The organism is Plantibacter elymi (nom. nud.) (genome assembly GCF_900177795.1).
In the GTDB taxonomy this organism is placed as follows: Bacteria; Actinomycetota; Actinomycetes; order Actinomycetales; family Microbacteriaceae; genus Plantibacter; species Plantibacter elymi.
This window is the reverse complement of sequence record NZ_FXWJ01000004.1, coordinates 458,513-482,385: the sequence shown is the minus strand read 5'-3', so window position 1 is coordinate 482,385 and position 23,873 is coordinate 458,513. Positions and strand designations below refer to the sequence as shown.

Annotated in this window: 21 protein-coding genes; 11 read left to right on the top strand and 10 right to left on the bottom strand. The window is 70.3% G+C overall.

All coding sequences use genetic code 11. From position 1 onward, the window contains the following. The first annotated feature begins 38 nt into the window (after positions 1-38). Entirely contained in the window at positions 39-545 is a 507-nt protein-coding gene (locus CCK91_RS14735) for a septum formation family protein (protein WP_229940073.1), read from the top strand. Positions 546-729: 184 nt separating this feature from the next. Next, complete coding sequence (locus CCK91_RS14730) at positions 730-1,239, top strand: septum formation family protein (RefSeq protein WP_133060007.1); 510 nt, start codon at positions 730-732, stop codon at positions 1,237-1,239. Positions 1,240-1,303: 64 nt separating this feature from the next. Here the strand turns inward: CCK91_RS14730 and CCK91_RS14725 are convergent, their stop codons facing one another. The 3 genes from CCK91_RS14725 to CCK91_RS14715 all read right to left on the bottom strand — a co-directional run bounded on the left by CCK91_RS14725 (position 1,304) and on the right by CCK91_RS14715 (position 3,544). Continuing rightward, complete coding sequence (locus CCK91_RS14725; protein WP_086474617.1) at positions 1,304-1,936, bottom strand: PadR family transcriptional regulator; 633 nt, start codon at positions 1,934-1,936, stop codon at positions 1,304-1,306. Then, positions 1,933-2,790, bottom strand: coding sequence for a DUF4097 family beta strand repeat-containing protein (locus CCK91_RS14720; RefSeq protein WP_086474616.1), 858 nt, complete (start codon positions 2,788-2,790; stop codon positions 1,933-1,935). Before CCK91_RS14720 ends, CCK91_RS14725 begins: the two co-directional genes overlap by 4 nt. A 139-nt stretch (positions 2,791-2,929) precedes the next feature. Beyond that, on the bottom strand, positions 2,930-3,544 hold the full coding sequence (locus tag CCK91_RS14715; protein WP_086474615.1) for a hypothetical protein: 615 nt from the start codon (positions 3,542-3,544) through the stop codon (positions 2,930-2,932). Positions 3,545-3,749: 205 nt separating this feature from the next. Here CCK91_RS14715 and CCK91_RS14710 point away from each other — a divergent pair, with 205 nt between their 5' ends. Genes CCK91_RS14710 through CCK91_RS14700 form a run of 3 tightly spaced genes read left to right on the top strand, consistent with a single transcriptional unit; the run spans position 3,750 to position 6,066 of the window. Further along, positions 3,750-4,025, top strand: a complete 276-nt coding sequence (locus CCK91_RS14710) for a hypothetical protein (protein WP_086474614.1) — start codon at positions 3,750-3,752, stop codon at positions 4,023-4,025. Next, on the top strand, positions 4,022-4,417 hold the full coding sequence (locus CCK91_RS14705; RefSeq protein ID WP_086474613.1) for a hypothetical protein: 396 nt from the start codon (positions 4,022-4,024) through the stop codon (positions 4,415-4,417). Before CCK91_RS14710 ends, CCK91_RS14705 begins: the two co-directional genes overlap by 4 nt. Beyond that, complete coding sequence (locus CCK91_RS14700; protein WP_086474612.1) at positions 4,414-6,066, top strand: hypothetical protein; 1,653 nt, start codon at positions 4,414-4,416, stop codon at positions 6,064-6,066. Before CCK91_RS14705 ends, CCK91_RS14700 begins: the two co-directional genes overlap by 4 nt. A 204-nt stretch (positions 6,067-6,270) precedes the next feature. On the opposite strand, the gene CCK91_RS14695 is transcribed toward CCK91_RS14700, so the two are convergent. Together CCK91_RS14695 and CCK91_RS14690 are read right to left on the bottom strand one after the other, a co-directional pair. After that, positions 6,271-6,978, bottom strand: coding sequence for a response regulator (locus CCK91_RS14695; protein ID WP_086474611.1), 708 nt, complete (start codon positions 6,976-6,978; stop codon positions 6,271-6,273). Continuing rightward, positions 6,975-8,633 carry an ATP-binding protein gene (locus CCK91_RS14690; RefSeq protein WP_086474610.1) on the bottom strand — a complete coding sequence of 553 codons (1,659 nt, stop codon included), beginning with the start codon at positions 8,631-8,633 and terminating at the stop codon, positions 6,975-6,977. The genes CCK91_RS14695 and CCK91_RS14690 overlap by 4 nt, the downstream gene beginning before the upstream one ends. Before the next feature lie 199 nt (positions 8,634-8,832). On the opposite strand from CCK91_RS14690, the gene CCK91_RS14685 reads away from it, so the two are divergent. Beyond that, on the top strand, positions 8,833-10,155 hold the full coding sequence (locus CCK91_RS14685) for a cation:dicarboxylate symporter family transporter (protein ID WP_086474609.1): 1,323 nt from the start codon (positions 8,833-8,835) through the stop codon (positions 10,153-10,155). Positions 10,156-10,199: 44 nt separating this feature from the next. On the opposite strand, the gene yczE is transcribed toward CCK91_RS14685, so the two are convergent. After that, complete coding sequence (yczE, locus tag CCK91_RS14680) at positions 10,200-10,865, bottom strand: membrane protein YczE (RefSeq protein ID WP_064294226.1); 666 nt, start codon at positions 10,863-10,865, stop codon at positions 10,200-10,202. Between the two features lie 63 nt (positions 10,866-10,928). Between yczE and yczR the strand changes: the two genes are divergently transcribed. Together yczR and CCK91_RS14670 are read left to right on the top strand one after the other, a co-directional pair. Next, positions 10,929-12,371: a MocR-like transcription factor YczR gene (yczR, locus tag CCK91_RS14675; RefSeq protein WP_079705091.1), complete on the top strand. Its 1,443-nt coding sequence runs from the start codon at positions 10,929-10,931 to the stop codon at positions 12,369-12,371. Between the two features lie 144 nt (positions 12,372-12,515). Next, positions 12,516-16,427, top strand: coding sequence for an efflux RND transporter permease subunit (locus tag CCK91_RS14670; RefSeq protein WP_086474608.1), 3,912 nt, complete (start codon positions 12,516-12,518; stop codon positions 16,425-16,427). Between the two features lie 107 nt (positions 16,428-16,534). Here the strand turns inward: CCK91_RS14670 and hutH are convergent, their stop codons facing one another. After that, positions 16,535-18,223: a histidine ammonia-lyase gene (hutH, locus tag CCK91_RS14665; RefSeq protein ID WP_242664551.1), complete on the bottom strand. Its 1,689-nt coding sequence runs from the start codon at positions 18,221-18,223 to the stop codon at positions 16,535-16,537. A 45-nt stretch (positions 18,224-18,268) separates the two neighbouring features. Here hutH and CCK91_RS14660 point away from each other — a divergent pair, with 45 nt between their 5' ends. Continuing rightward, complete coding sequence (locus CCK91_RS14660) at positions 18,269-19,021, top strand: IclR family transcriptional regulator (RefSeq protein WP_086474607.1); 753 nt, start codon at positions 18,269-18,271, stop codon at positions 19,019-19,021. 59 nt (positions 19,022-19,080) lie between these two features. On the opposite strand, the gene CCK91_RS14655 is transcribed toward CCK91_RS14660, so the two are convergent. Next, a complete protein-coding gene (locus CCK91_RS14655) occupies positions 19,081-19,563 on the bottom strand; it encodes a hypothetical protein (protein WP_064294230.1) in 483 nt (160 codons plus the stop codon). A 99-nt stretch (positions 19,564-19,662) separates the two neighbouring features. Here CCK91_RS14655 and CCK91_RS14650 point away from each other — a divergent pair, with 99 nt between their 5' ends. Then, positions 19,663-20,631, top strand: coding sequence for an AraC family transcriptional regulator (locus tag CCK91_RS14650; RefSeq protein WP_165767060.1), 969 nt, complete (start codon positions 19,663-19,665; stop codon positions 20,629-20,631). A 29-nt stretch (positions 20,632-20,660) separates the two neighbouring features. Here CCK91_RS14650 and CCK91_RS14645 read toward each other — a convergent pair whose 3' ends face one another. After that, positions 20,661-21,275: an antibiotic biosynthesis monooxygenase gene (locus CCK91_RS14645; protein ID WP_086474605.1), complete on the bottom strand. Its 615-nt coding sequence runs from the start codon at positions 21,273-21,275 to the stop codon at positions 20,661-20,663. 65 nt (positions 21,276-21,340) lie between these two features. On the opposite strand from CCK91_RS14645, the gene CCK91_RS14640 reads away from it, so the two are divergent. After that, positions 21,341-21,826, top strand: a complete 486-nt coding sequence (locus CCK91_RS14640; protein ID WP_086474604.1) for an NUDIX hydrolase — start codon at positions 21,341-21,343, stop codon at positions 21,824-21,826. Positions 21,827-21,880: 54 nt separating this feature from the next. Here the strand turns inward: CCK91_RS14640 and CCK91_RS14635 are convergent, their stop codons facing one another. After that, positions 21,881-23,743, bottom strand: coding sequence for a glycoside hydrolase family 15 protein (locus tag CCK91_RS14635; protein WP_255378056.1), 1,863 nt, complete (start codon positions 23,741-23,743; stop codon positions 21,881-21,883). Positions 23,744-23,873 lie beyond the last annotated feature (130 nt).

Here is a 23,873-nt window from a genome sequence, read left to right as displayed (position 1 = left end):
TCGCTCGTGATCGACCACCCACCGCAAGGACCCTCATCGTGACCGCTCGCCGTCGTCTCCTCCCGCTCGCCCTCGCCGCCCTCGCCGCGGCCCTGACGCTCTCCGGTTGCAGTGTCGTGGAGGGCATCCTCCCGAAGCCCGCCGAGACCCGGGACGCGCAGTCCGGCGAGATCGTCGGTGGAGGCACCACGGACGTCTTCACCCTCTCGGTCGGCGACTGCCTGAACGACGAGTCGTCGTCCGACGAGGTCACGGAGGTGCCGACCGTGCCCTGTTCCGAGCCGCACCAGTACGAGGTGTACGGCGAGGTCACGCTGACCGGCGACGAGTGGCCCGGCGAGGAGGCCGTCACGCAGCAGGCCGACGACGGTTGCTATGCGCAGTTCCAGGCGTTCGTCGGGATCGTCTACGAGGACTCCAGCCTCGAGTTCAACTACTACACGCCGACCGAAGCCAGCTGGAACGGGGTGGACGACCGGCTCGTCACCTGCGTGATCTACGACTCCGCGGCGACCACGGGCTCGCTGGCCGGCGCAGCGCGGTAGGCGCCTGCACGCGCTGCATCGACGGAACCGCCCGACTCCGGAGAGGGGTCGGGCGGTTCCGTGTCTCGGCCGTCGTGATCGGAGGCTGCGCACGATTCAGGACAACTCATATGTCATATACTGGATCGCTTCGGCCCGAGTGCGCCGAGCGCAGATCACGTTCCATCCGGACAAGGACCCCTTCATGACCTCACCTCGCTTCCTGCCTGTCATCACCGTCTCCATGGCGGTCGCCGCAGTACTGACCCTCTCCGGCTGCAGCGTCGTCGAGGGCATCCTCCCCAAGCCGGCGGAGTCGCGCGACCCGCAGTCCGGGGAGATCGTCGACGGTGGTGCGACCGACGTGTTCGCCATCGCGGTCGGCGACTGCCTGGACGACTCGTCGACCGCCGACGAACTCACCGAAGTACCGACCGTGCCGTGCTCCGCGGAACACGACCTCGAGGTCTACGCCGACTTCGAGCTGGATGGCGATGAGTGGCCGGGCGACGAGACCGTCACGTCGGAGGCGGACGCCGGCTGCCTGGCGCAGTTCGAGCGCTTCGTCGGTATCCCGTTCGAGGAGTCGGCACTCGACTACAGCTTCTACTGGCCGACCGAGGAGAGCTGGGAACAGCTGGATGATCGGCTCGTCAGCTGTCTGATCTTCGACACCGCGCCGACGGCCGGGTCGCTCGCCGGCGCCGCCCGCTGAAGTGACGACGACGAACCGCCCGCCTCGGAAGTGCGGAGGCGGGCGGTCGTCGTCGAGCGTTCCGTCAGGAGCCGCTGAGTCGCTCCCGCAGGCGGTCGCGGACGGCGACGAGGTCGGCACGCAGGGCCGACACGGTGTCGTCGTCGAGCGCGCCCCCACGGGCGACGTGCTCGCGGAGTTCGGCTCGGACCGCCTGCCGGAACTCGTTGATCGACACGTCCGTCTCGTGGAGCGCCAGGCGTCCCTGCACCTTCTGGTCGGCGCTCTCCTCGGCGGTCGACGTCCAGCTCGGACCGGGCTTCGCGGACTGCTTCGCCTCGCGAGCGGCTGACGCGAGATCGGCCCGGAGGCTCTTCATGGCCGCGGTGACCCCGCTGCGGACCTCGTCGGCGATGCGGCGGACGGAATCGGTGAGCTGGTCCTCGATGCCGTCGAGCTCGCCCGCCCGTGCCGCGAGCTCGGCCCGGCCCGCCTCGGTGATCTCGTAGACCGTCTTCCGGCCGTCGCTCGTCTTCGTGACGAGTCCCTCCTCCTCGAGCTTCGCGAGGCGCGGGTAGATGGTGCCGGCGCTCGGGCTGTAGGTGCCACCGCTCCGGTCGGTGAGCGCCTGGATGAGTTCGTAGCCGTGCTTCGGCGACTCGTCGAGCAGGCTCAGGAGGTACAGCCGCAGGCTGCCGTGGGCGAAGACGGGGCTCATGCGCCTGCCTCGCTCCCTGCGGTCGTGGCCGCTCTCGCTGGCTCGGTGGTCGGGCGGCGGAGGACGGTCACCGCGCCGCCGACGGTGTTCATGCGCACCTCGGCGAACTGTCCGGACAGGGCGCCGGTGTGCGAGTTGTACCCGCCACCGCGCAGTCCCTTGAGGACGACGCCGTCGATCGCCAGGCGGCCGCCGACCGAGTTCGCCGTGTAGCGGGCGGCGAGTTCCTCGTCGAGGCGGACGGTGATCGCGCCGCTCACGGTGTTCAGATCGAGCTGTTCGCACGCGCCGTGGATGTCGAGGAGCAGGTCGGAGGAGACGCCGTCGATCGAGGCGCGCGTGATGTCGCCGGAGACGGTGACGTCGCCGGAGACCGTGTGCGCCTGGATGCGACCCGTGTGGTTCTGGACCGTGAGCTCGCCGCTCACGGAGTTGAGGTCGAGCCGCCCCGTCATCCGGTCGGCCACGAGGTCGCCGGACACCGTGTTGAGCTTGGCGTCTGCGGTGAGGCCTGCGACCAGTCCGCTGGCGCTGACGACGCCGAACGTCAGGGCGATGTCGCGGGGGACGAGGACGCTGACCTGGGCCGTGGCGCGATTGGCGCCGAAGTTCGAGAACACTTCGAGGAAGTTGTCCCAGCGCAGCTGCGGGTGGTCGATCTCGGCGACATCGCCGTCGATGGTGATCTTGAGGTCCTTGCCGGTGACGGCCCCCACCTCGATGCGGGCGCCGGGTTCGTCGTGACCGATGATGTCGACCTGGCCGCCGATGAGGCCGACCTTGAGTCGTCTCACGAGTTCGAGGTCGATGATGCGGCTCTCGCCGGGAGCGATGATCCACTTCTCCTGTGCCATGGTGCGGTTCCTTCCGAGTGATCGCGATATATCGCGTTGAACTGGAATTCACGATATATCGCGTCTCGGCGCGTGGCAACCCCTGAAACCTCCGGGATCACCCTGAGTCGACCCTGGGATCAGCGACAGCGGCGGCCGCTCAGTACCACGGAGCGATGGCCAGGTCGTCGGGGACGGACCCCTCGTCGCTCGGCGGCCCACTGCCGTCGAGGCAACTCGATCCGGCCGGGACCTCCGAGTGCGCCGACCACGGATCGTCGGCCTCCGCATGGAAGGGCACGTACCCGACGAGCTTCGAGGACGGAGGCCTGACCTCGGCCTCGAGTGCAGCGGTGAAATCGTCGAACTCCTTCGTGGCGTACACCGTCGCGCCCTCCAGCCCCGACGACGGATCCAGCTCGCAGGAGACGGCCACCGGTCGCCAACCTGCTTCGCGCAGCTGGACCAACATGGTGGTGGCGGCAGGCCAGGCCGGCCCGCTCACTCCTGGTTCCGCGGTCACGTCCGACGGCCAGAGGTCCTCCACCGTGATCGCCCCGCGTTGCACGCTGACGTTGGCAGAGGTGTCCGGAACCTGTGGCCCGGTGACGCTGCCGTCCGCGAAGAGCGGATCATCGGCCAACGCGGTGAGCCGGGCGTCGTCGGTCTCGTCCGCCACGACGGGTGTCGCCGACAGACCGCACCCCGTGCAACAGAGCCCGGCGATGAGGATGCTCAGCGACACGGTCGCGAGGCGACGATGGATCTGCTGCATGACGGCCCCTTCCGCGGCGCCCGGGCGGACGCGTCACCCTCACCGTAACCGACGCCCGGGCGTGCGCCACGTCCGAAGCCCACGGGGTCATGGGGAGTGCTGCCCATCGTCTTCCGGAGCATGCGGGGACAAGGTGGAACCATCGGATCAGGCGCATCACCGGGATCGACCGGACTGCGCGAACAGCACCGGAGAGCGGGGACCCATGAGTGGCACGATGCAGGTGGACGACGCGGGCCTGGCGGCCGTCGTCCAAGCGGTGGGTGGGGCGGCCACGAGCGCGACGGGGGTCTTCTCGACCTGCCTCGACACGTCGTTCCTCGACGAGCAGGTGGCCACGAACGCCGCCGCCTTCGAACGCACGTGGCGGACCGAGATGACGGAGGCGGGCAAGACGCTCGACGACTTCGCACGGTGGATGCAGAACGTCGCGGACACCATGGCCGGCACGGACGCGGCGCTCGCCGAGGACGCCTCATGACCGCGCCGTCGCCGCAGGCTCCGCCACCCACGGCGGTCCCGTCCGATCGTCGTGACGCGGCCGAGCGGGCGGCGACCGGCGCGCGGGTCGCGTCCCTGGCCGCGGAACTCCGAGCAGCCGGCGTCCCCGCCGGCGTCACCGAGCAGGTCGCGAGTGTGGTCCGCATGGCCGGTCTCGACGCCGTCATCGGCCTCGGCGCCGGCATGCTGACGGACGAGCAGGCGGGGGCCGTGCTGCTCGACGCCCTCATCGACGCGCGTCGCCGAGGATCCGACAGTGCGGAGACCGCCGCCGAACTGCGCGCGGTCGCCAGGCTGCAGACCGTCGTGCTGCAGCTCCTCTCCGGACTCGCCACGACCACGCGCGCCGCCGGGACCGGGGACCGACCATGAACCTCTCCGACCTCCGCACCAAGAGCTCAGCCGAGATCGACGTGCTCGCCACCTTCATCGGCTCGCTGAGCGGCGACCCGATGAGCTTCATCACCTCGATCGGTTCGTTCGTCGATCGCGCGGTCGGGCTCATCCCCAGATCCTCCACGTTCGCGGACACCCCACCACCGGGTGACCCGGCGACCATCGACGGGCTCGCGGAGCAGTACGAGAACGCGGTGCTCGCCGCCGAGGCGATCCAGGCCACGCTCTCCACCGTCACCGCGTCGAGCCTGCCCGACGCACTCGTCGGGGTGACCGGCGCGAGCGCGACGCAGGTCCTGGCGTCCGTCAACACCCTCGTCGGTAGCGAGATCGAGGGGCTCCGGACCGGGGCCACCGGTCTCCGCGACTACGCGGACGCCATCACCGCGGCCCGCACCGCCCACCATCCGGGTGCCGACAGCATCCGCGACGGCCAGCGGACCATCGGGAACATCTCCGTGAACCCGTGGGCGATGACCAACCCGATCACCGGAGCAGGAGAGGTCGCCGGGGTGATCTCGGATCTCATCCGCGGAGCCGGACAGATCCTCGACGGCGTATCCGTCTGCCACGAGGCCTACGACGACGCATGGGCGGCCGGTGAGGCGCTGCAGCGGGCACTGTCGGACTCCGAGGGCTACGCCGTCCTCGCGGGCGTCGAGGTGCCTGTGGGCCAGACGAGGCTGGACGTCCTCGTCTCGCGGACCCAGTTCCCGAACGGTGACCCCGACAGTTCGGTCCTCTCCGAGACGGAATGGGCGAACTACGTCCAGAACTGGAACGCGATGAGCGACGACGAACGCGAACGCATCCTCGCAGCGATGGAGGAGTCCGGCGATCCCGCCGTCAGCGCCCTCCTCATGAGCGCGATCGCCACCGGCGCCGGCAGTTCCTCCGTGCTCGCCCTCGCCGACGCCATCAAGAACGCTCCGCCCGGCGAACGCCAGCGCATGATCGACGAGCTCACGAACCTCGGCGTCGGCGACAACGGGGACGCCACGGTGAACGGCGAGACCTTCGACCAGTACAACAACAAGACCTGCGGATCGACGACGCTCATCACCCTCGCCGCCCAGTCCGATCCGTTCCTCGCCTACTGGCTGCAGACCGGCGAGCTCCTCGACGGTCACGTGCCCGACTACCTCCGGGGACTCGACCTCGCCGACGCGGCCGGCCTGGACACCGAGGATCGGATGACGTTCCTGCAGCAGGCCGTCCAGGACCGCGCGAACGACCTGTTCCCCGGCCCGGTCGACTACCCGAACGTCGCGGGCACGGCACCCGGCGGCGCGGTCGCCGAATCCGACCGCACCGGTACCGACTATCACATCGACTGGACCAACCTCCTGGGTGGCGATTCCGGACGAGGGCCGGCGCTCACGGAGGCGGCGGATGCCGCGAACTCCGGGACCCCGGTCCCGCTCCTCGTCGGCCCGAGCGACAACACCATCCCGCAGCACTACGTGCTCATCATCGGCTTCCACGACGGCGACTACGAGATCTACGATCCGTCGACCGGCGAGACGAACTCCGTGGACGAGGACATCATGCTGAACGGCTCGGACGAGCCGGTCACCGGCTTCGCGAACTGGAACCAGATCTACGCCGTCGTGAACCCGAGCTGACCCTTCGACAAGCTCAGGGACCGGGTGGGGTTGCTCAGGGACCGGGTGGGGTTGCTCAGGGACCGGGTGGGGTTGCTCAGGGGGCTGGAGGCCGGGGGCGGCACGGGGACCGCGTGGGGTTGCTCGGGGACCGGAGGCCGGGGCGGCTCGGGGACCGGAGGCCGGGGCGGCTCGGGGATCGGGCAGGTGGAGAGCGACGGCCGCTCACCGCCAGCGGTACTCGAGCTCCGGTCGTCCGGGAGTCCCGTAGCGCGGTGAGCGCTCGACGGCGCCCGTCTCGGCGAGGTACTCGAGGTAGCGCCTGGCCGTCACCCGCGACAGGGACCCGGCGGCCGCCGCCTCGCTCGCGGAGAGTGGTCCGGTCGCCTGCCGGAGGAGGTCCGAGACCAGACGCAGGGTGTCCTCCGAGAGGCCCTTCGCCAACTGCGGGCGGGAGGACGGCGCTCGCAGCGTGGCGAGCGTGAGGTCCACCTCGTGCTGGCTCGCGACCGAGCCCTCCGCCGACATCGTGTGCCGGAAGGAGCGATACGCCTCCAGCTTGTCGGCGAACGCGGGGAACGCGAACGGTTTGATGAGGTACTGGACGATGCCCGCCGAGACCGCCGCCCGGACGATCCGGAGATCACGGGCTGCGGTGATGGCGATGACGTCGACGTCGATTCCCGCCGTCCGGATGCGTCGGCACAACTCGAGGCCGTGCGCGTCCGGCAGGTTGAGGTCGAGCAGGACGAGGTCGATCCGGTCGTCGGGGGAGCGGTGGGCCGCAGCGGCCCGCAGCGCCTGCATCGCGGTGGCCGCGTCCCCCGCCACGGCGGCGAGCTCGAAGCCCTCGACGCGACGCAGGTAGGACGCGTGGGCCTGTTGGGCGATCGGTTCGTCCTCGACGACCAGGACCCGGATGCGCTCGCTCATGTGCCCGCCTCGTCCCGGATGCCGACTGCGGCCGGCAGTGTCACGACGAACGCCGAGGACGGCTCGCGGACGACCTCGATCGTGCCGCCGAGCCGCGTCACGGCCTGCTGGACCAGCGCGAGACCGAACCCCCGACCGTAGCGGCCGGGCTCCTTCGTGGACCAGCCGCGCGTGAACGCGAGGTCGAGGGTCTCCGGGGGTAGGCCCGGTCCGCTGTCGGTCACCTGGATCACGAGCTCCGTCGTCTCGGCGTCGGCGGACCGCTCGGCACCGAGCTCGTCCGGTAGTCCCTGTCCGAGGTAGACCTCCACCCAGGGGCGCTGGCCGGACGCCGCGTCGATCGCGTTGTCGATGAGGTTGCCGAGGATGGTGACGATCACGGCCGGGTCGACACGCACGCGTCCGAGCGCGGGGTCGCTCTCGAGGTGCAGCTCGACCCCCTGCTCGGCCGCCTGCGCCGTCTTGCCGAGCAGCAATGCCGAGATCACCGGCTCCTGCTCCGCCGCGAGCACGCGGTCGGTCAACCGCTGACTCGCTCCGAGTCCCTGCGCCGCGAGGTCGAGCGCCTCCTCCCGCCGGTCGAGCTCGATGAGCGAGACGATCGTGTGCAGCCGGTTCGCGAACTCGTGGGTCTGCGAGCGCAGGGCGTCGCTCATCGTCCGCATCGACGCCAGCTCGCCGCTCAGATGTTCGATCTCGGTGTGGTCGCGCAGCGTCATCACCCATCCACGCGGGTGCGGTCCCGCCGTCTCGCCCGGACCGACCGCCGACTCCTGGTTCACGACGAGCACGTGGTCGCGAGTGAGGTGGATCTCGTCCACGGCCTGGCGTCCGCTTGCGAGGAGCTCCCGCAGGGCGGCGTCGATCGGCAGCTCGTCGACCGGCACCGCACCAGGGGAACGCTCACCGAGGGGCAGCCCGAGCAGTTCGGACGCCTGGTCGTTGACGAGCACGAGACGGCGGTGGCGGTCCACGAGGACGAGCCCCTCCCGCACCGAGTGGAGCACCGACTCGTAGTAGTCGAACATCCTGGCGAGGTCCTCCGGTCCGCGCGAACCGGTGACCCGTGCGAGGTAGCGGCGGAGCGTCCAGGAGCCGATCGCGCCGATGACGAGCACGAGCAGGGCTGTCCCGAGCAACCACGGCACCCGGGTCTCGAAGGTCTCGGACACGTTGCTGACCGTGACGCCCGCGGCGACGAGGGCGACGACCTCGCCGGCGTCGTCACGGATGGGTGCGACGGCGCGGACGGAGGGGCCGAGCGTGCCCGTGTACGTCTCGGTGAAGGTCCGTCCCTCGAGCGCCGGTCCGATCGTGCCGATGAACGGCTTGCCGATCTGGTCGCGCTCGCGGTGCGTGTACCGCGTGCGATCCGGAGCCATGATCGTCACGAAGTCGACACCGGTGTCGCGCATGAGTGCCTCGGCGTAGGGCTGGAGCGCGTCCGACGGATGATCCGAGCCGAGCTGCGCGACGACGTAGGGGTTGTCTGCGACGCCGTTCGCGACGTCGAGGCACTTCGTGACCGCGCGGTCCTCGGTCTCGGTGCGGGCCTGGAACCAGAGCAGGACGCCGGCGACGAGGGTCATCGCGACGACCGCGACGAGCTGCACGAGGAAGAGCCGCGAGGCGATGCTCCTGGACCGACCGGCCATCGCGTCACCTCCGTCTGCTCCGTCGCGTCGACCCCTCAAGTATCGGGGGTGACGACGGCCTCAGGCGTCGCCGACCGCGACCAGTACGACCACAAGCGGTCACTACGACCACAACCCGCTCGATCCGGCGGGGCGGTCGCAGCATGGGTCGATCGACCACCCGCTGCCGCACTGACGCGGCCGACGAAACGGATCCGGAATGGCAATGACGCTCTCCTCCCTGAAACGGCTGGACAAGACCCACTACCTCTACCTAGCGGTAATCGTCGCGGTGCTCGCCGGCATCGTCGTCGGCCTCGCCGCCCCGGAGTTCGCGAAGGGACTCAAGCCCATCGGCGACGCCTTCGTGGCGCTGATCAAGATGATGATCGCCCCGGTCATCTTCTGCACCATCGTGATCGGCGTCGGGTCGATCGCGAAGGCCGCGACCGTCGGCAAGGTCGGCGGGCTCGCGCTGCTGTACTTCATCGTGATGTCGACCTTCGCTCTCGCGATCGGCCTCGTCGTCGGCAACCTCATCCAGCCGGGCGCCGGCTTGAACCTCGCCGAGACGAGCTACCAGGTGGAGGGGGAGGCCAAGAGCACGACCGAGTTCATCCTCGGCATCATCCCCACGACGCTCGTGTCCTCGCTGACCGGCGGCAACATCCTGCAGGTCCTCTTCGTCGCCCTGCTCGTCGGCTTCGGCCTGCAGAAGATGGGGACGACGGGTGAACCGATCCTGCGCGGCATCAAGCTCATCCAGGCGCTCGTGTTCCGGGTGCTCGCGATGATCATGTGGATCGCGCCCATCGGTGCCTTCGGCGCGATCGCCGCCGTGACCGGGTCCGCCGGTGCGAGCGCGCTCGTCGGGCTCGCCACCCTCATGATCGCGTTCTACATCACCTGCGCGTTGTTCATCGTCGTCGTGCTCGGTGGCGTGCTGCGCCTCGCGACGGGCTTCAACATCTTCAAGCTCATGAAGTACCTCGGCCGTGAGTACCTCCTCATCGTCGGCACCTCCTCCTCCGAGGCGGCGCTGCCGCGACTCATCGCGAAGATGGAGCACCTCGGTGTCTCCAAGCCGGTCGTCGGCATCACCGTCCCGACGGGCTACTCCTTCAACCTCGACGGCACCGCGATCTACCTCACCATGGCGTCGATCTTCATCGCCGACGTCATGGGCGTCCCGATGAACCTCGGGGAGCAGATCTCGCTCCTCGTGTTCATGATCATCGCGTCGAAGGGCGCCGCGGGCGTCACCGGCGCCGGTCTCGCGACCCTCGCCGGCGGCCTGCAGGCCAACCGCCCCGACCTCGTCGACGGGGTCGGCCTCATCGTCGGCATCGACCGCTTCATGTCGGAGGCGCGCGCGCTCACGAACTTCACCGGCAACGCGGTCGCCACGATCATCATCGGCACGTGGGTGAAGGAGGTCGACCGGGTGCAGGTCGGCGAGGTCCTCTCCGGTCGCTCGCGGTTCGACGAGGCGACGATGAGCGTCGACGACCACACGGGCGCGGTGGCGGTGGCGAAGCCCTGATCGGCAGGCCCTTCGACAGGCTCAGGGACCGGAGGCCCGGTGCTTTAGTTGGCCGGGGAGTCGACGATCGGCTTCGACGGCGGGGTGTCGCCCTCGAGCACCGCCTCGTCCACGGCGGTGGTCGAGTGTTCCGTCCGCGGAGCGATCCGGAACAACGGGATCGTGTAGCCGCAGATGGGGCCGATGAGTACGGCGAAGACCACCGTTCCGATGCCGACGTTCCCGCCGAGCAGCCACCCGATGCCGAGGACGACCAGCTCCACGCCCGTGCGCCCGACCCAGATCGGCCAGCCGGTGACGCGGTGGATGCCGGTCATGAGGCCGTCTCGCGGGCCGGGGCCGAAGTTGCCGCCGATGTAGAGGCCGGAGGCGACGCCGAGGAGGAGCAGTCCTCCGGCGAACAGCAGGATGCGCGCCCACAGGTCGAGGTCCGCGGGGATGAACGCGAGCCCGATGTCGGCCGAGGGCCCCACGAGGAGGACGTTCAGGACGGTGCCGACACCCGGCCGCTGCTTGAGCGGGATCCAGGCGAGGAGCACGAGCCCGCCGACGATGATCGTGATGAGTCCGAAGCTCAGGCCGGTCCGCAGGTTGAGCCCCTGGGTGAGGACGTCCCAAGGGGCGACGCCGACCGCACCGCGCACGATCATCGCGATGGCGATGCCGTAGAGGAAGAGGCCGATGAGGAGTTGGAGCACACGACGGGTCATGGTGGACAATCCAATTGCACGATTGGCTTTGGCGCTAGAGGCCAATCCGGGTATCGTGGTTCAATGGCTTCCATCACCCTGAGTGCCCGATCGCTCGCCGCCCTGCTCGGGCAGTGGAAGACCGCTGCGCCCGCCTACCGCGGTCTCGCCGACCGCATCCGACTCCTCGTCCTCGACGGACGCATCCCGGTCGGCACCCGTCTGCCGGCCGAGCGGGAACTGGCCGATCGGCTCGCGCTGAGCCGCACCACGGTCACCGCGGCGTACCGCGAACTGCGCGAGGCCGGTTACCTCCGCAGCATCCGCGGTTCTGGCAGCGTCACCCTCCTGCCGTCGGCACCCACTGCGCTGGCTCCCGTGCCACAGGGCGGGTTCCTCGACTTCAGCAAGGCGGCCGTCCCGCCGTGCCCCGAGATCATCGACGCCGTCGCCACCGCCGCCGCAGAACTGCCGCGGTACATGCACGACTTCGACTACGACCTCGTCGGCATGCCCGAGCTGCGGCAGGCCATCGCCGACCGCTACACCGCGCGCGGGCTGCCCACCGACCCCGACGAGATCATGGTGACCGTCGGGGCTCAGCACGCGATCGCCCTCATCGCGCGCACCCTGCTCAGTCGAGGCGACCGCGTCCTCGTCGAGATGCCGAGCTATCCCCACGCCTATGAGGCGCTCCGCGCGGCCGGAGCCAGGCTCGGCGCCGCGACCGTCTCCTCGGAGACCGGCTGGGACGTCCGCGAGCTCGAACAGTGGTTCGAACGCACGAGCCCCGCGATGGCGTACCTCATGCCGGACTTCCACAACCCCACCGGGGCGTCGATGCCGCTCGAGACCCGCCGACGGGTCGCTGCAGCCGCCGAGCGGCACGGGACGGTGCTCGTGATCGACGAGACCACGGCCGAACTCGACATCGACCGGCCGACGGATCAGGGCCTCGACGGCACCCCGTTCGCCGCACTCCAGGGCGCGCCGGCGTCGATCATCACGATCGGTTCGGTGGGCAAGACGATCTGGGGCGGCCTCCGCATCGGGTGGATCCGCGCCGAGCGAGGCACGATCAGGAAGCTCGTCTCGGCGCGCTCACTGGGCGATCTCGGCACGCCGATCCTCGACCAGCTGACCGTCCAGCAGTTGATGCCGGCGATGGACGGCATCGTCGCCCGGCGCGGTGTCGCGCTCGGCGAGACCCGCGACCGGCTCGTCGACCTGCTGGCCGACCGCCTCCCCGAGTGGACCGTGCCGCGGGTCGACGGCGGGATCGCCACCTGGGTGAACCTCGGCGAGGCCGCGTCATCGCAGCTCTCGCTCGCGGCTCGGAGTCACGGGCTCGTGATCGTCGCCGGGCCGCGGTTCGGGATCGACGGTGCGTTCGAGCGCTACCTGCGCATCCCGATCAGCTATCCGTGGGCCCAGACCGAGCAGGCGGTCGAGCTGCTGACGCAGACGTGGCACTCGGCGATGTTCGGACATGTCCCGGCGCTGGACTACCTCGAAGACGTCGTCTGAGGTCGCCGCCGACGAGCGTGACACCGCTCCACACGCAGTGCTCGTGCGTGCCGTGTCCAGCCTCCGCGCGAGACCGCCGTCGGAGGGGTGTGCGGTGACATAATTACAGCGTCCGCACCTCTCGCAACAACCGAAAGCGGCTCCGTGCACCTGCTCTCCGTCCTCAGCATGAAGAACCGCGCGTTGATCGCGCTCGTCACCATCGTGGCCGCCGTGTTCGGTGTCCTGGCGGTGGGCGGCCTCAAGCAGGAGCTCATCCCGTCGGTCCAGTTCCCGCAGCTCGCGATCATCACGAGCTACCCGGGTGCGGCACCCGAGGTCGTCAACGACGACGTCTCGACCCCGATCGAGACCGCGATCCAGGGCGTGCCCGGTATCGAGTCCACCTCGGCGACGTCGAGCACGAACTCGAGCCTCATCAGCGCGACCTTCACCTACGGCACGGACCTCGCCACCGCCGAGCAGAAGATCACCCAGGCGATCAACCGCATCAAGTCGACCCTGCCCGACACCGTCGACCCGCAGGTGGTCAGCGGCAGCATCGACGACCTCCCGGTCATCCAGATCGCCGTGTCCGGCGCGGCCAACCAGGACTCCCTGGCCGAGGTGCTCTCGAGCTCCGTGGTCCCCGACATCAAGGACGTCGACGGCGTCCGCGACGCGGCGATCGTCGGCGAGGTGGGCAAGCGGGTCACGATCACCCCCGACGACGCCAAACTGGCCCTCGCGGGGCAGACCAGCCGGGTCATCGGTACGACACTGCAGCAGAACGGCTCCCTGCAGCCCGCGGGCGACATCACCGAAGGCGACAAGACGTTCTCCGTGCAGACGGGCACGAAGCTCACCTCGGTCGCCGACATCGCCGCCCTGCCGATCACGGGCGCCTTCGCCGCCGACGGCTCCGTCCTGACCATCGGCGACGTCGCGACAGTCGCCCTGAGCGACGACCCGATCACGTCGATCTCGCGCGTCGACGGCGAGCCGGCGCTCACCATCGCCGTCACGAAGCTGCCCGCGGCGAACACCGTCGAGGTCTCGCAGGGCGTGCGCGACCTCCTGCCCGAGCTCGAGCGCACGATCGGCTCCGACGCCAAGCTCACCGTCGTGTTCGATCAGGCGCCTTACATCGAGCAGTCGATCGAGTCGCTGACGACGGAGGGGCTACTCGGCCTCGTCTTCGCGGTCCTCATCATCCTCATCTTCCTGCTCGACGTCCGCGCGACGATCGTGACCGCCATCTCCATCCCGACGTCCGTGCTCATCACCTTCATCGGCCTCCAGGTCGCCGAGTATTCGCTCAACATCCTCACGCTAGGCGCGCTGACGATCGCCATCGGGCGCGTGGTCGACGACTCCATCGTCGTGATCGAGAACATCAAGCGACACCTCTCGTTCGGCGACAACCGCACGGGCGCGCAGCGCGCCGGATCGATCCTGAGCGCCGTCCAGGAGGTCGCCGGAGCCATCACCGCGTCGACCGTCACGACCGTGGCCGTCTTCCTGCCCATCGCCTTCGTCGGCGACGTCACCGGCGAGCTGTTCCGCCCCTTCGCCCTCACCGTCACGATCGCGCTGCTCGCGTCGCTCCTCGTCGCGCTCACCATCGTGCCGGTGCTCGCCTACTGGTTCCTGCGGGCTCCGAAGGCGCAGCGGCTCGCGGCCGCTGCCGCAGCAGAGGAGGCGTCGGCCGACGCGAACGCCGAGCCAGTGCGGAGCCGACGGGAACGCCGAGTCAGCGTGCAGGACGAGGACGACCTCGCGAAGCCGTCGAGGCTCCAGCGGGCGTACCTCCCGATCATCCACTGGACGCTGAAGCACTCGGCCGTCACCCTGCTCTTGTCGCTGCTCGTGCTCGGCGGCACGATCGCGCTGATCCCCTCGATGAAGACGAACTTCCTCGGCGACTCGGGCCAGAACACGCTGACCGTCACACAGACCCTCCCGGTCGGGACGAGCCTCGACGCCCAGGACGCTGCGGCGAAGCAGGTCGAGACGAAGCTGCGCGACATCGACGGCATCGACACGGTGCAGCTCTCGATCGGCTCGAGCGGGAGCTCCGTCCGCGACGCCTTCTCGGGCGGTGGCGGCGGGGCGATCACCTACTCGATCACGACGAGCGAGGACGCCGATCAGACGGCGCTCCAGAAGACGGTCCGCAAGGACCTCGCGCGCCTCGACGACGTCGGCGAGATTGAGGTCGCCGCGTCCGCTGGCTTCGGCGGGTCGAGCGACATCGAGATCGACATCACCTCCGCACGGCAGAGCGATCTCGCGAAGGCCGCCGACGCGATCCAGCAGGCCGTCACGGGCCTCGACGGCATCGACCAGGTCACGAGCAACCTCAGCGCGTCGCGGCCGTTCGTCCAGGTGGCCGTCGACCGCGACGCTGCCGCCGCCGCAGGGTACAGCGAGGTCGCGCTCGGTGCCTACGTGTCGCAGCTCATGCAGCCGACGACGGTTGGCTCCATCGTCATCGACGACACCACGCTCACCATCTACCTCGACGCCCAGACACCGCCGACCACCGTCGACGCCCTCGCGGCGACGGAGATCCCCACCGCCACCGGCCCGAGACGCCTCGACACCCTCGCGACGGTCTCCCAGGTGGACGGACCCGCGTCCATCTCGACGGTCAAGGGACTGCGTTCGGCGACCATCAGCGCGACGCCGGGCAGCGACAACCTCGGCACCGCCAGTGCCGAAGTGCAGACGGCGATCGACGACGTCAAGCTGCCCGCCGGCACCACGGCCACGCTCGGTGGCGTGACGGCTTCGCAGAGCGACGCCTTCGGCCAGTTGGGCCTCGCGCTCCTCGCCGCGATCCTCATCGTGTACGTGATCATGGTCGCGACCTTCCGGTCCCTCCGGCAGCCCCTCCTGCTGCTGGTGTCGGTGCCGTTCGCCGCCACCGGTGCGATCGGACTCCAGGTGATCACCGGAGTGCCACTCGGCGTCCCGTCCATCATCGGTGCGCTGATGCTCATCGGTATCGTCGTGACGAACGCGATCGTCCTGGTCGACCTCGTGAACCAGTACCGGCGACGCGGCATGACGGTCATCGAGGCCGTCGAGCACGGTGCCGCACGCCGACTCCGCCCGATCCTCATGACGGCGCTCGCGACGATCTTCGCGCTCACCCCGATGGCGCTCGGTGTCACCGGGCACGGCGGGTTCATCTCGCAGCCGCTTGCGATCATCGTCATCGGCGGGCTCGTCTCCTCTACGGTCTTGACACTCGTCGTCCTGCCGTCCCTTTACAACCTCGTCGAGGGGTTCCGGGAGCGTCGCGAGCAGCGGCGGGCTGCAGCCGAGCCGAAGCCGACGGCGCGCACGGTCGCCGCGATCGAGGGGCCGCGGGCCGCGACGGTCCCCGCTGAGGAGCCGATCCTCGTCGGCGCCGGTGGCGAAAGCGCTGCATCCGCGCCGAGCGCGCCTGACGCATCCGTTCCGTCGACCTCGGCGGACGTGGCTCCGGTGGACGCGGCTCCAGACGGCGCCGCTCCCACTGACGCGGAACCGGCGGAGGAGGCCCCGATCGATTCGGTTGCTGCCGACGCCGATCCTGCCGATACGGCTCCCACGGACTCGGATGCGGCACCCGAGCCGCAGGTCGCTGCGCCGAGTGAGCCGGCGGTGGATCGACCGATGACGCGGCCCGCCGCGCACGAGGTGCACGAAGCCCACGAGGTGCACGGGGCGCATGTGGCGACGGGTGACGAGCTGCCGCGCACCGAGGCGATCACCCTTCCCGACGCGGTCTCCGAAGCCCCTGCGGACGAGGTCGTGCATTCCGGCGAGCACGCCGCCCCGGCGGTGCAGCCTGAGCCGGAAGCGAAGGCTGAGCCGGTCGCCGAGCCTGAGCCGGTCCTGGAGACGGAGCCGGCCGGAGAGGCTGAGGTGGCGGAGAAGTCCGAGCTCCCCGCTGACTCCAACCCGACGAGCGACACTGCGCCGACGCCTGACGCTGAGCCGAAGCCCGATGCCGACACGGCACCCGGGACCGACCCGTCTTCGGGCACCGAACGACCGAAGCGTCGCCGCGCGCAGTGGCCGTGATCGACCACCTGCCGCTCGGTCGCTGAGCTGAGGCTCGAGCCGTTCGACACAAAGCCCTCGGGAACGCCGTCACCGGCGTCCGAGGGCTTCGTCGTGTCATACCCGACTCAGCGGAGATCGCCGACCGCGCCGGTGACCGCCCGCACGACCTCGCCCGACTGCACCAGCGCGGTGACCGCCTCGATCTCGGGGGAGAGGAACCGGTCAGGGCCGGGACCCGTGACCTGCTCACGCACCCGGCGGAGTACCGCTCCGGTGCCGACGGCCGGCTCGAGCGGGCCGCGCAGGTCGAGGCCCCGGGCTGCCGTCATGACCTCGATCGCCAGCACCCGGCTGAGACCGTCGATCGCCCGACGGAGCTTCCGCGCCGCCGCCCAGCCCATCGACACGTGGTCCTCCTGCATCGCGGACGACGGGATCGAGTCGACGGACGCCGGGTGTGCCAGGCGTTTCAGTTCACTCACGATGCCGGCCGCCGTGTACTGGGCGATCATGAGGCCCGAGTCGACCCCGACCTCGTGCGCGAGGAACGGCGGGAGGCCGTTGCTCCGGCTCCGATCCAGGAAGCGGTCGGTGCGGCGCTCCGACATGGACGCGACGTCGGCGACGGCGATCGCGAGGAAGTCGAGGACGTAGGCGACCGGGGCACCGTGGAAGTTCCCGTTCGACTCGACGCGCCCGTCCGGCGTGAGCACCGGGTTGTCGACGGCACTCGCGAGCTCCCGCTCGGCGACCATCGCGGCATGGTCGACGGTGTCCCTGGCGGCACCGTGCACCTGCGGGGCGCAGCGCAGTGAATAGGCGTCCTGCACCCGGGTGCACTCCGGACCCCGGTGGCTCGCGACGATCGGGGAGCCGTCGAGCAGCAACCGCAGGTTGGCGGCGCTCTCGGCCTGACCCGACTGCGGGCGCAGGGCCTGCAGGTCTGCGGCGAACACGGCGTCCGTGCCGAGCAGGCCCTCGACGCTCATCGCCGCGGCGACGTCGGCGGTGCGCAGGAGCATGCGCAGGTCTTCCACGGCGAGCGCGAGCATCCCCAGCATGCCGTCGGTGCCGTTGATGAGCGCGAGCCCCTCCTTCTCGGCGAGCTGCACCGGCTGGAGGCCGGCGTCCGCGAGGGCCTCCGCCGCGGAGCGCGTGCGACCGGACGCGTCGGTCACCTCGCCCTCGCCCATCACCGCCAGCGCGCAGTGTGCGAGGGGTGCGAGGTCGCCGGAGCAGCCGAGCGACCCGTACTCGCGCACGACCGGGGTGATGCCGGCGTTCAGCATCGCCGCGTAGGCGCGGACCGTCTCCACCCGCACCCCGGTGCGGCCCGTCATGAGCGTCGAGAGGCGCAGCGTCATGAGGGAACGCACGACCTCCCGCTCGACGACCTCGCCGCTGCCGGCGGCGTGCGAGCGGACGAGACTCGCCTGCAACTGCGCGCGGCGCGTCGGCTCGATGAACGTGGTCGCGAGCGCACCGAACCCGGTCGAGATCCCGTAGTGGGGCTCGGGATCGGAGGCGAGCGCCTCGATGATCCGGCGGGAGGCCGCGACACCGTCGAGGGCCGTGCCGTCGAGGTCGATCCGTGCACCGTGTCGGGCGACGGCGACGACCTCGTCGATCGACAGCGGCCCGGCGCCGAGGACGACCGAAGTCGGGCCGGCGGGTTCGGGATGCGAGCGACCGGAGGTCGTCGGGTCGCTGGTGGTCGGGGTCGCGCCGGGCTGGATGTCCATGTTCCGATGGAACACCCGGACGCCGATCGCGGCGGTGCGCGTAGAGTCGTCCGTGTCTGGGATGACAGACATGGACGACCAGGCGGCCGAATCCGAGCCGCGGAGACGAGGTCAGCGGTGAGTCAGGTCCCGGCAGCCGACGCCACCCTTCGTGTGCTGAGCCATCTCGCCGGCGCCCGCGGCCCGCTTCCGGCCGCGGCGATCGCCTCGGCACTCGACGTGCCGAGATCGACGGTCTACCACCTCCTCAGCGTGCTGCAGGAGCACGGCTTCGTGGTCCACCTGCCCGAAGCCCGTCGCTACGGGCTCGGGGTCGCCGCCTTCGAACTGTCCGGCGGGTACGCGCGCCAGGAGCCGCTCAGCATGCTCGGGCGCCCACTGCTCGCCGAGCTGGTCGACCGGGTGGGCGAGAGCGCGCATCTCGCCGTGCTGCACGGTCGTGACGTGCTGTACATCGTGGACGAGCGGGCCCCGCGTCGGCCGCACCTCGTCACCGATGTCGGGGTGCGCCTCCCGGCTCACCTGACCGCCAGCGGCTGCGCGATCCTCGCCGCGCTCCCGGCCGGCCAGCTGCGCGCCCTGTTCCCCGACCAGGCGGCGTTTGTCGACCGCACCGGCCACGGGCCGAAGCGGTACCGGGAGCTCCGACAGGTCCTGGCACAGACGACCCAGGACGGCTATGCGCGCGAGGCAGGCGGGGTGACGCTCGGCCTCGCGAGTGTCGGGGTGGTCGTCCGCGACCACACGGGGTGGCCGGCGGCGGCGATCGCGGTCACCTACGACGCCGATGCCGGGCTCGATCCGGCGTGGTTGGCGCGCGAGATCCATCCGGCGGCGGCCGAATTGTCCCGGCGGATCCGGGGTCGCTGAGCGCCCGGCAAAGCCGGCGGGCTGAGCGTGCGGGCGGTGCTGCGGCTCCGGACGTGCGGTCAGGCGACCGAGCGCAGGATGAGCTCGAGCAGCGCGGTCGCGTAGGCGTCGGGCGCCGTCGCGGCGCTGAACCGTCGCAGTTCGCCGCCGAGCTCGACCACGACGGTGTACGCCTCGGCGTCGCCCAACGACAGGAGGACGTCGAGTTCGTCGTCGAGCGTCGGCTCGCCGTCGGTCGGCGCAGCCGGGGACACCGCGCGTTCGAGCGACCGGAACGAGCCGCGCAGCAGGGCACGCAGCTGGTGTTCCGACGGCAGCCAGAGCGTCTCCTCCTGATCGACGGAGTCCAACGCCCACTCGGTCGTGCCGTTGAAGCCGAAACTGCGGCCACCCGGGTGCTCGTGCACCTCGACGGTCATCTCGCTCACCGTGAACACGTCGCCGGCGAGCTCGCCGCCGTCGATGGTGAAGCGGTCGCCGGGTTCGGGGGTCCAGCGCAGGCCGGCGGTGCGGAGCGCTCGGGCGAGGTCAGCGGAGATCATCAGTCCAGTATCGCCGACCACTGTGCGATGCGGCTGGCAACCCCTCGATTCGGGCGGAACCCTGTGCGAGGGTGGAGGATCTCTTCGAAGGGTCCGATGATGCCCGCACCTGATGATGGCCTCTCCGGTCGCTTCCCTGCGCGCGGCCGCGTCACCACACGACGGTTCGAGGGTGCGACCGGGATGCACGAGGTGTCGGGCGCACTCCGATTCGTGGACGTGGACCCCGATCGGTTCTCGATGACCGTCGACTCGGTCATGCTCGGCGAGTACGTCGTCCATCGCAACACCGTCGGCCCCGGGACGTTCGACCTCGTCGCCGACGCCTACGGGCTCGATGAGCCGGTCGCGACGATCGTGATGCTCATCGAGGGCGCCGCCAGCCTGGTCCACGGACGACAGCAACTCGACCTGCTCCCCGGGACCGGGACGCTCACGGAGGGTGCCGAGACGTACCGGACGACGATCCACGACCACGCGACCTATCTGTACGTGTTCGTTCCGATGCGTGCGCTCCGCCGCCTCGGCATCACCCCGACGAGTGCCCTCGGCCCGTTGGCGCCGTCGCCGCTGCTGCGGGGGAGTGCCGCATTCCTCGTGGAGGTCATCTCCGCGTTCGAACCGATCGGCGGCGCCGCGCAGCTCAGGCTCTGCCGGGTGATCGACACGATGCTCGCGACCCTCTACGCGGAGAACGACCTGTTCCGGGCCGAGGGTGAGGTCGGACGCGTTCCACTCCGGCTCCGGATCATCGAGCACATCGCCGCGTCCTTCGCCGAGCGGGAGTTGCGACCGGAGACGCTGGCGCGTCGCTTCAACATGTCGACGAGGTCTCTGCAACGGGTGTTCGAGGGCTCGGGCACGAGCGCCGCGGGCGAGATCGCCGAGCGGCGGGTGCAGCTCGCGCTCGCCCTCCTCTCGGACCCCGATCACCGGGGCCTGTCGATCGCCGAGGTCGCGACCCGATGCGGCTACCACTCGCAGGCGCACCTCCGTCGAGCGGTCGTCGCGCACACCGGTCTCAGCCCGAGCCAGTTCCGGGAGCAGACCAAGGCGGAGGACGCCTGACACCGCAGCGCCGTCCCGGGTGCGCCGGATCAGCCTGCGGTGCGCCCGCTGCGACGCGGGGCCGTCAACCACGGACGCAGCAGCCTCGTGACGAGCGGCAGGAGCCAGTAGGTCATGATCGGCGTCAGGATGAGCGTCGAGATGAGCACGTGGAGGAACACACCGAGCGGCTCCCAACCGGGCACGAGCGCCGTGACGAGGAGGGTGAAGACGAGGTTGAGTGGGAAGAAGCCCAACCAGATGCTCACCGCCTGCTTCCAGCGCGGCGGTGCGGGCGGGATCGGATCCGGGTCGCCGGAGAGCTCGGCCTCCTCGACGCGGAGGATGCCGTCCGGTGCGTCGAACCACCCTTCGATCCCGCTGCGCCGTTCGACGCGGGACTGCTCCATGAACTCGCGGCCGCTCGACAGCCACCAGGCGCGTTCCTTCGACTCCTCCCAGTCGGTCAGCGTCTGTTCGTCCGCGAAGCGGTAGAGCATGTACCAGACGTCGCTCTCGGCTCCCGCGCGCACCCAGCCGGAGCCGAGGAAGCCGGGGTATCGGTTCGCCAGGTTGATGCCCGCCTGGACCCAGATGGTGGCCTCGGAGATCGACGCCGGGTTGACGCGTCGCTCGATCGAGACGGTGATGGGATCGTGTTCCATGCGCCCAGTAGACCGCACTCGTGTTTCGATCTCGTGTCCCGCAGCCGCCCCCGTAGAGTCGAGGCATGGCGACTCCTGACTTCGTACTGGCCCTCCGCGAGCGGATCGGGCACGCGCCCCTCTGGTTGACAGGGGTGACCGCGGTCGTCCTGCGCGGTCTCGGGACGCCCGGGGCCGAGGTGCTGCTCGTCCGACGACAGGACAACGGGGCGTGGACGCCGGTCACCGGCATCATCGACCCGGGCGAGGAACCCGCGGTCGCGGCGGAGCGGGAGGTCCTCGAGGAGGCTGCCGTGGTCGCCGTCGCCGAGCGTCTCGCCCAGGTGCAGGTGCTCCCGCAGAACGTCTACGACAACGGCGACATCACGCAGTACATCGACCTCGTGTTCCGATGCCGCTACGAGTCGGGTGAGCCGTATCCGGCGGACGGCGAGAACTCCGAGGCGCGGTGGTTCCCGCTCGACGCCCTGCCCGAGCAGGTCTCGCAGAACTTCCGCATCCGGATCGCCCTCGCCGCCTCCGACGAGCGCGAGGCCCGCTTCACCCGCTGACGTCCCTCCACCTGCCCGCGAACTGTCACGTGAGGCTAGTTCCGGGGCCTGTGACTAGCGTTTGGTGACAGTTCGCGGGCTGGCGGGGGTGGCGGTGGCTGCGGCGATGGCGTCGGCGGCTCGGACGAGGGTGAGGTGCGAGAGCGCCTGCGGGGTGTTGCCGACCTGGCGCGCCTGCTGCACGTCGTACTCCTCGGAGAGCAGACCGAGGTCGTTGCGGAAGGACAGCAGCCGGTCCATCAGCTCGCGGGCGTCGTCGAGTCGGCCCGAGGCCGCGTACTGCTGCACGAGCCAGAACGAGCACGCGAGGAACGGGTGCTCGTCGCCCGGCAGACCGTCGACCCCGCTCGTGGTGCGGTAGCGCAGGAGCAGACCGTCCTGGAGGAGGTCCTCCTCGATCGCGGCCACCGTCGCGAGCATGCGCGGGTCGTCGGGCGCCACGTAGCCGATCTGCGCGAGGACGAGCAGCGACGCATCGACCTCGGTCGTCCCGGCGTGCTGGACGTAGCACCCGCGTGCGTGGTCGACGTTCTCGCGCTCGATCGTCTCGCGGAGGGTCTCGCGCAGGGCCTCCCAGCGTTCGACGGGCCCGTCCAGGCCGTGCTCGCGGACCGCTCGGACACCACGGTCGAGCGCTGCCCAGATCATGGCGCGCGAGTGGGTGAAGTGCTGCTCGTCGCCCCGGACCTCCCAGATGCCGCGGTCGGGACGGTTCCAGTGCTCCTCGAGGACGCCGAGCAGGGCGCGCTGGAGACTCCACGAGAAGTCGTCGTCCGCGAGACCGACCGAGCGCGCCTCGTCGAGGGCGATCATCACGGACCCGAAGACGTCGCCCTGGTACTGCGTGTAGGCACCGTTGCCGACGCGCACGGGGGCGGCGCCGAGGTAGCCGGGGAGGCTGTCGAGCTCCTCCTCCACGAGGTGGCGTTCGCCCGCGAGGCCGTACATGATCTGCAGGTCGTTCGGATCACCGGCGATCGCCCGGAGGAGCCACCTGCGCCAGTCGTGCGCCTCCTCGGTGAAGCCGTGCTGCATGAGGGCCTCGAGGGTCAGGGACGCGTCGCGCAGCCAGACGTAGCGGTAGTCCCAGTTGCGGACGCCCCCGAACGACTCCGGCAGGCTCGTGGTCGCGGCGGCGACGATGCCCCCGGTGTCCTCGTGCGTGAGGGCGCGGAGGACGAGCAGCGAACGCACGACCGCCTCCTCGTACTCGGCCGCGGGATCGCAGCGGGACGCCCAGTCGCGCCACCAGGCGACCGTGTGGTCGATGCGCGGGCCGACGTCGACCGGGTCCGGCACCTCACGGTGCGAGGGGTACCAGGTGAGGGTGAGGTCGACGGTGTCGCCCGCGGAGACCTCGACGGTCGCCGAGTGGGCGTGATCGGAAGCCGTCAGGTGCACACCGCGGACCACGACGGCGTCGGGGCCGGCGACCGCGACGATCCCGGATCCGTCCGGGAGCTGCCGCACCCACGGGATCGCGTCGGCGTACCCGAAGCGGAGGCGAACCTCGACGTCGACCGCGACGGTGCCGCTGAGCCCTTCGACCCGGCGGACCACATCCGCCCGGCGGTCGCCGTGGGGCATGAGGTCGGTCACGCGCACCTGGCCGTCGGGGGTCGTCCAGACGGTCTCGAGGACGAAGGTGTCGTCGAGGTAGGCGCGGCTCGCCGTCGCCCGCGCGTCGGCGGGCCGGACCGTCCAACAGCCGTGGTCCTCGGTGCCGAGCAGCGCACCGAACATCGACGGCGAGTCGAACCGGGGGAGGCACAGCCAGTCGATGCCGCCCTCCGACGACACGAGCGCGGCGGTGTGGCAATCACCGATGAGGGCGTAATCCTCGATGGGGCTGGGCATGCACCCATGCTGCCACGCCGCCGCGCGCCTGCCTGGGAGTGATGCTCCGTGACTTCTCAGGGTGGATCGGGTAACGTAGGTGAGTCGGCTCTAGACACCGCGTTTGTACCGCGGAGGGTTATGTCAGTCTGGTGGGCCGGTTTCGTCGGAGAGAACTCCGCGAACACACACATGATGTGGACGGCCCCGG

Coding starts and splice junctions, on each gene's coding strand:
- CCK91_RS14730 (WP_133060007.1), top strand. CDS start 730: ATGACCTCACCTCGCTTCCTGCCTGTCATCACCGTCTCCATGGCGGTC.
- CCK91_RS14725 (WP_086474617.1), bottom strand. CDS start 1,936: ATGAGCCCCGTCTTCGCCCACGGCAGCCTGCGGCTGTACCTCCTGAGC.
- CCK91_RS14720 (WP_086474616.1), bottom strand. CDS start 2,790: ATGGCACAGGAGAAGTGGATCATCGCTCCCGGCGAGAGCCGCATCATC.
- CCK91_RS14715 (WP_086474615.1), bottom strand. CDS start 3,544: ATGCAGCAGATCCATCGTCGCCTCGCGACCGTGTCGCTGAGCATCCTC.
- CCK91_RS14710 (WP_086474614.1), top strand. CDS start 3,750: ATGAGTGGCACGATGCAGGTGGACGACGCGGGCCTGGCGGCCGTCGTC.
- CCK91_RS14705 (WP_086474613.1), top strand. CDS start 4,022: ATGACCGCGCCGTCGCCGCAGGCTCCGCCACCCACGGCGGTCCCGTCC.
- CCK91_RS14700 (WP_086474612.1), top strand. CDS start 4,414: ATGAACCTCTCCGACCTCCGCACCAAGAGCTCAGCCGAGATCGACGTG.
- CCK91_RS14695 (WP_086474611.1), bottom strand. CDS start 6,978: ATGAGCGAGCGCATCCGGGTCCTGGTCGTCGAGGACGAACCGATCGCC.
- CCK91_RS14690 (WP_086474610.1), bottom strand. CDS start 8,633: ATGGCCGGTCGGTCCAGGAGCATCGCCTCGCGGCTCTTCCTCGTGCAG.
- CCK91_RS14685 (WP_086474609.1), top strand. CDS start 8,833: ATGGCAATGACGCTCTCCTCCCTGAAACGGCTGGACAAGACCCACTAC.
- yczE (WP_064294226.1), bottom strand. CDS start 10,865: ATGACCCGTCGTGTGCTCCAACTCCTCATCGGCCTCTTCCTCTACGGC.
- yczR (WP_079705091.1), top strand. CDS start 10,929: ATGGCTTCCATCACCCTGAGTGCCCGATCGCTCGCCGCCCTGCTCGGG.
- hutH (WP_242664551.1), bottom strand. CDS start 18,223: ATGTCTGTCATCCCAGACACGGACGACTCTACGCGCACCGCCGCGATC.
- CCK91_RS14655 (WP_064294230.1), bottom strand. CDS start 19,563: ATGATCTCCGCTGACCTCGCCCGAGCGCTCCGCACCGCCGGCCTGCGC.
- CCK91_RS14650 (WP_165767060.1), top strand. CDS start 19,663: ATGCCCGCACCTGATGATGGCCTCTCCGGTCGCTTCCCTGCGCGCGGC.
- CCK91_RS14645 (WP_086474605.1), bottom strand. CDS start 21,275: ATGGAACACGATCCCATCACCGTCTCGATCGAGCGACGCGTCAACCCG.
- CCK91_RS14640 (WP_086474604.1), top strand. CDS start 21,341: ATGGCGACTCCTGACTTCGTACTGGCCCTCCGCGAGCGGATCGGGCAC.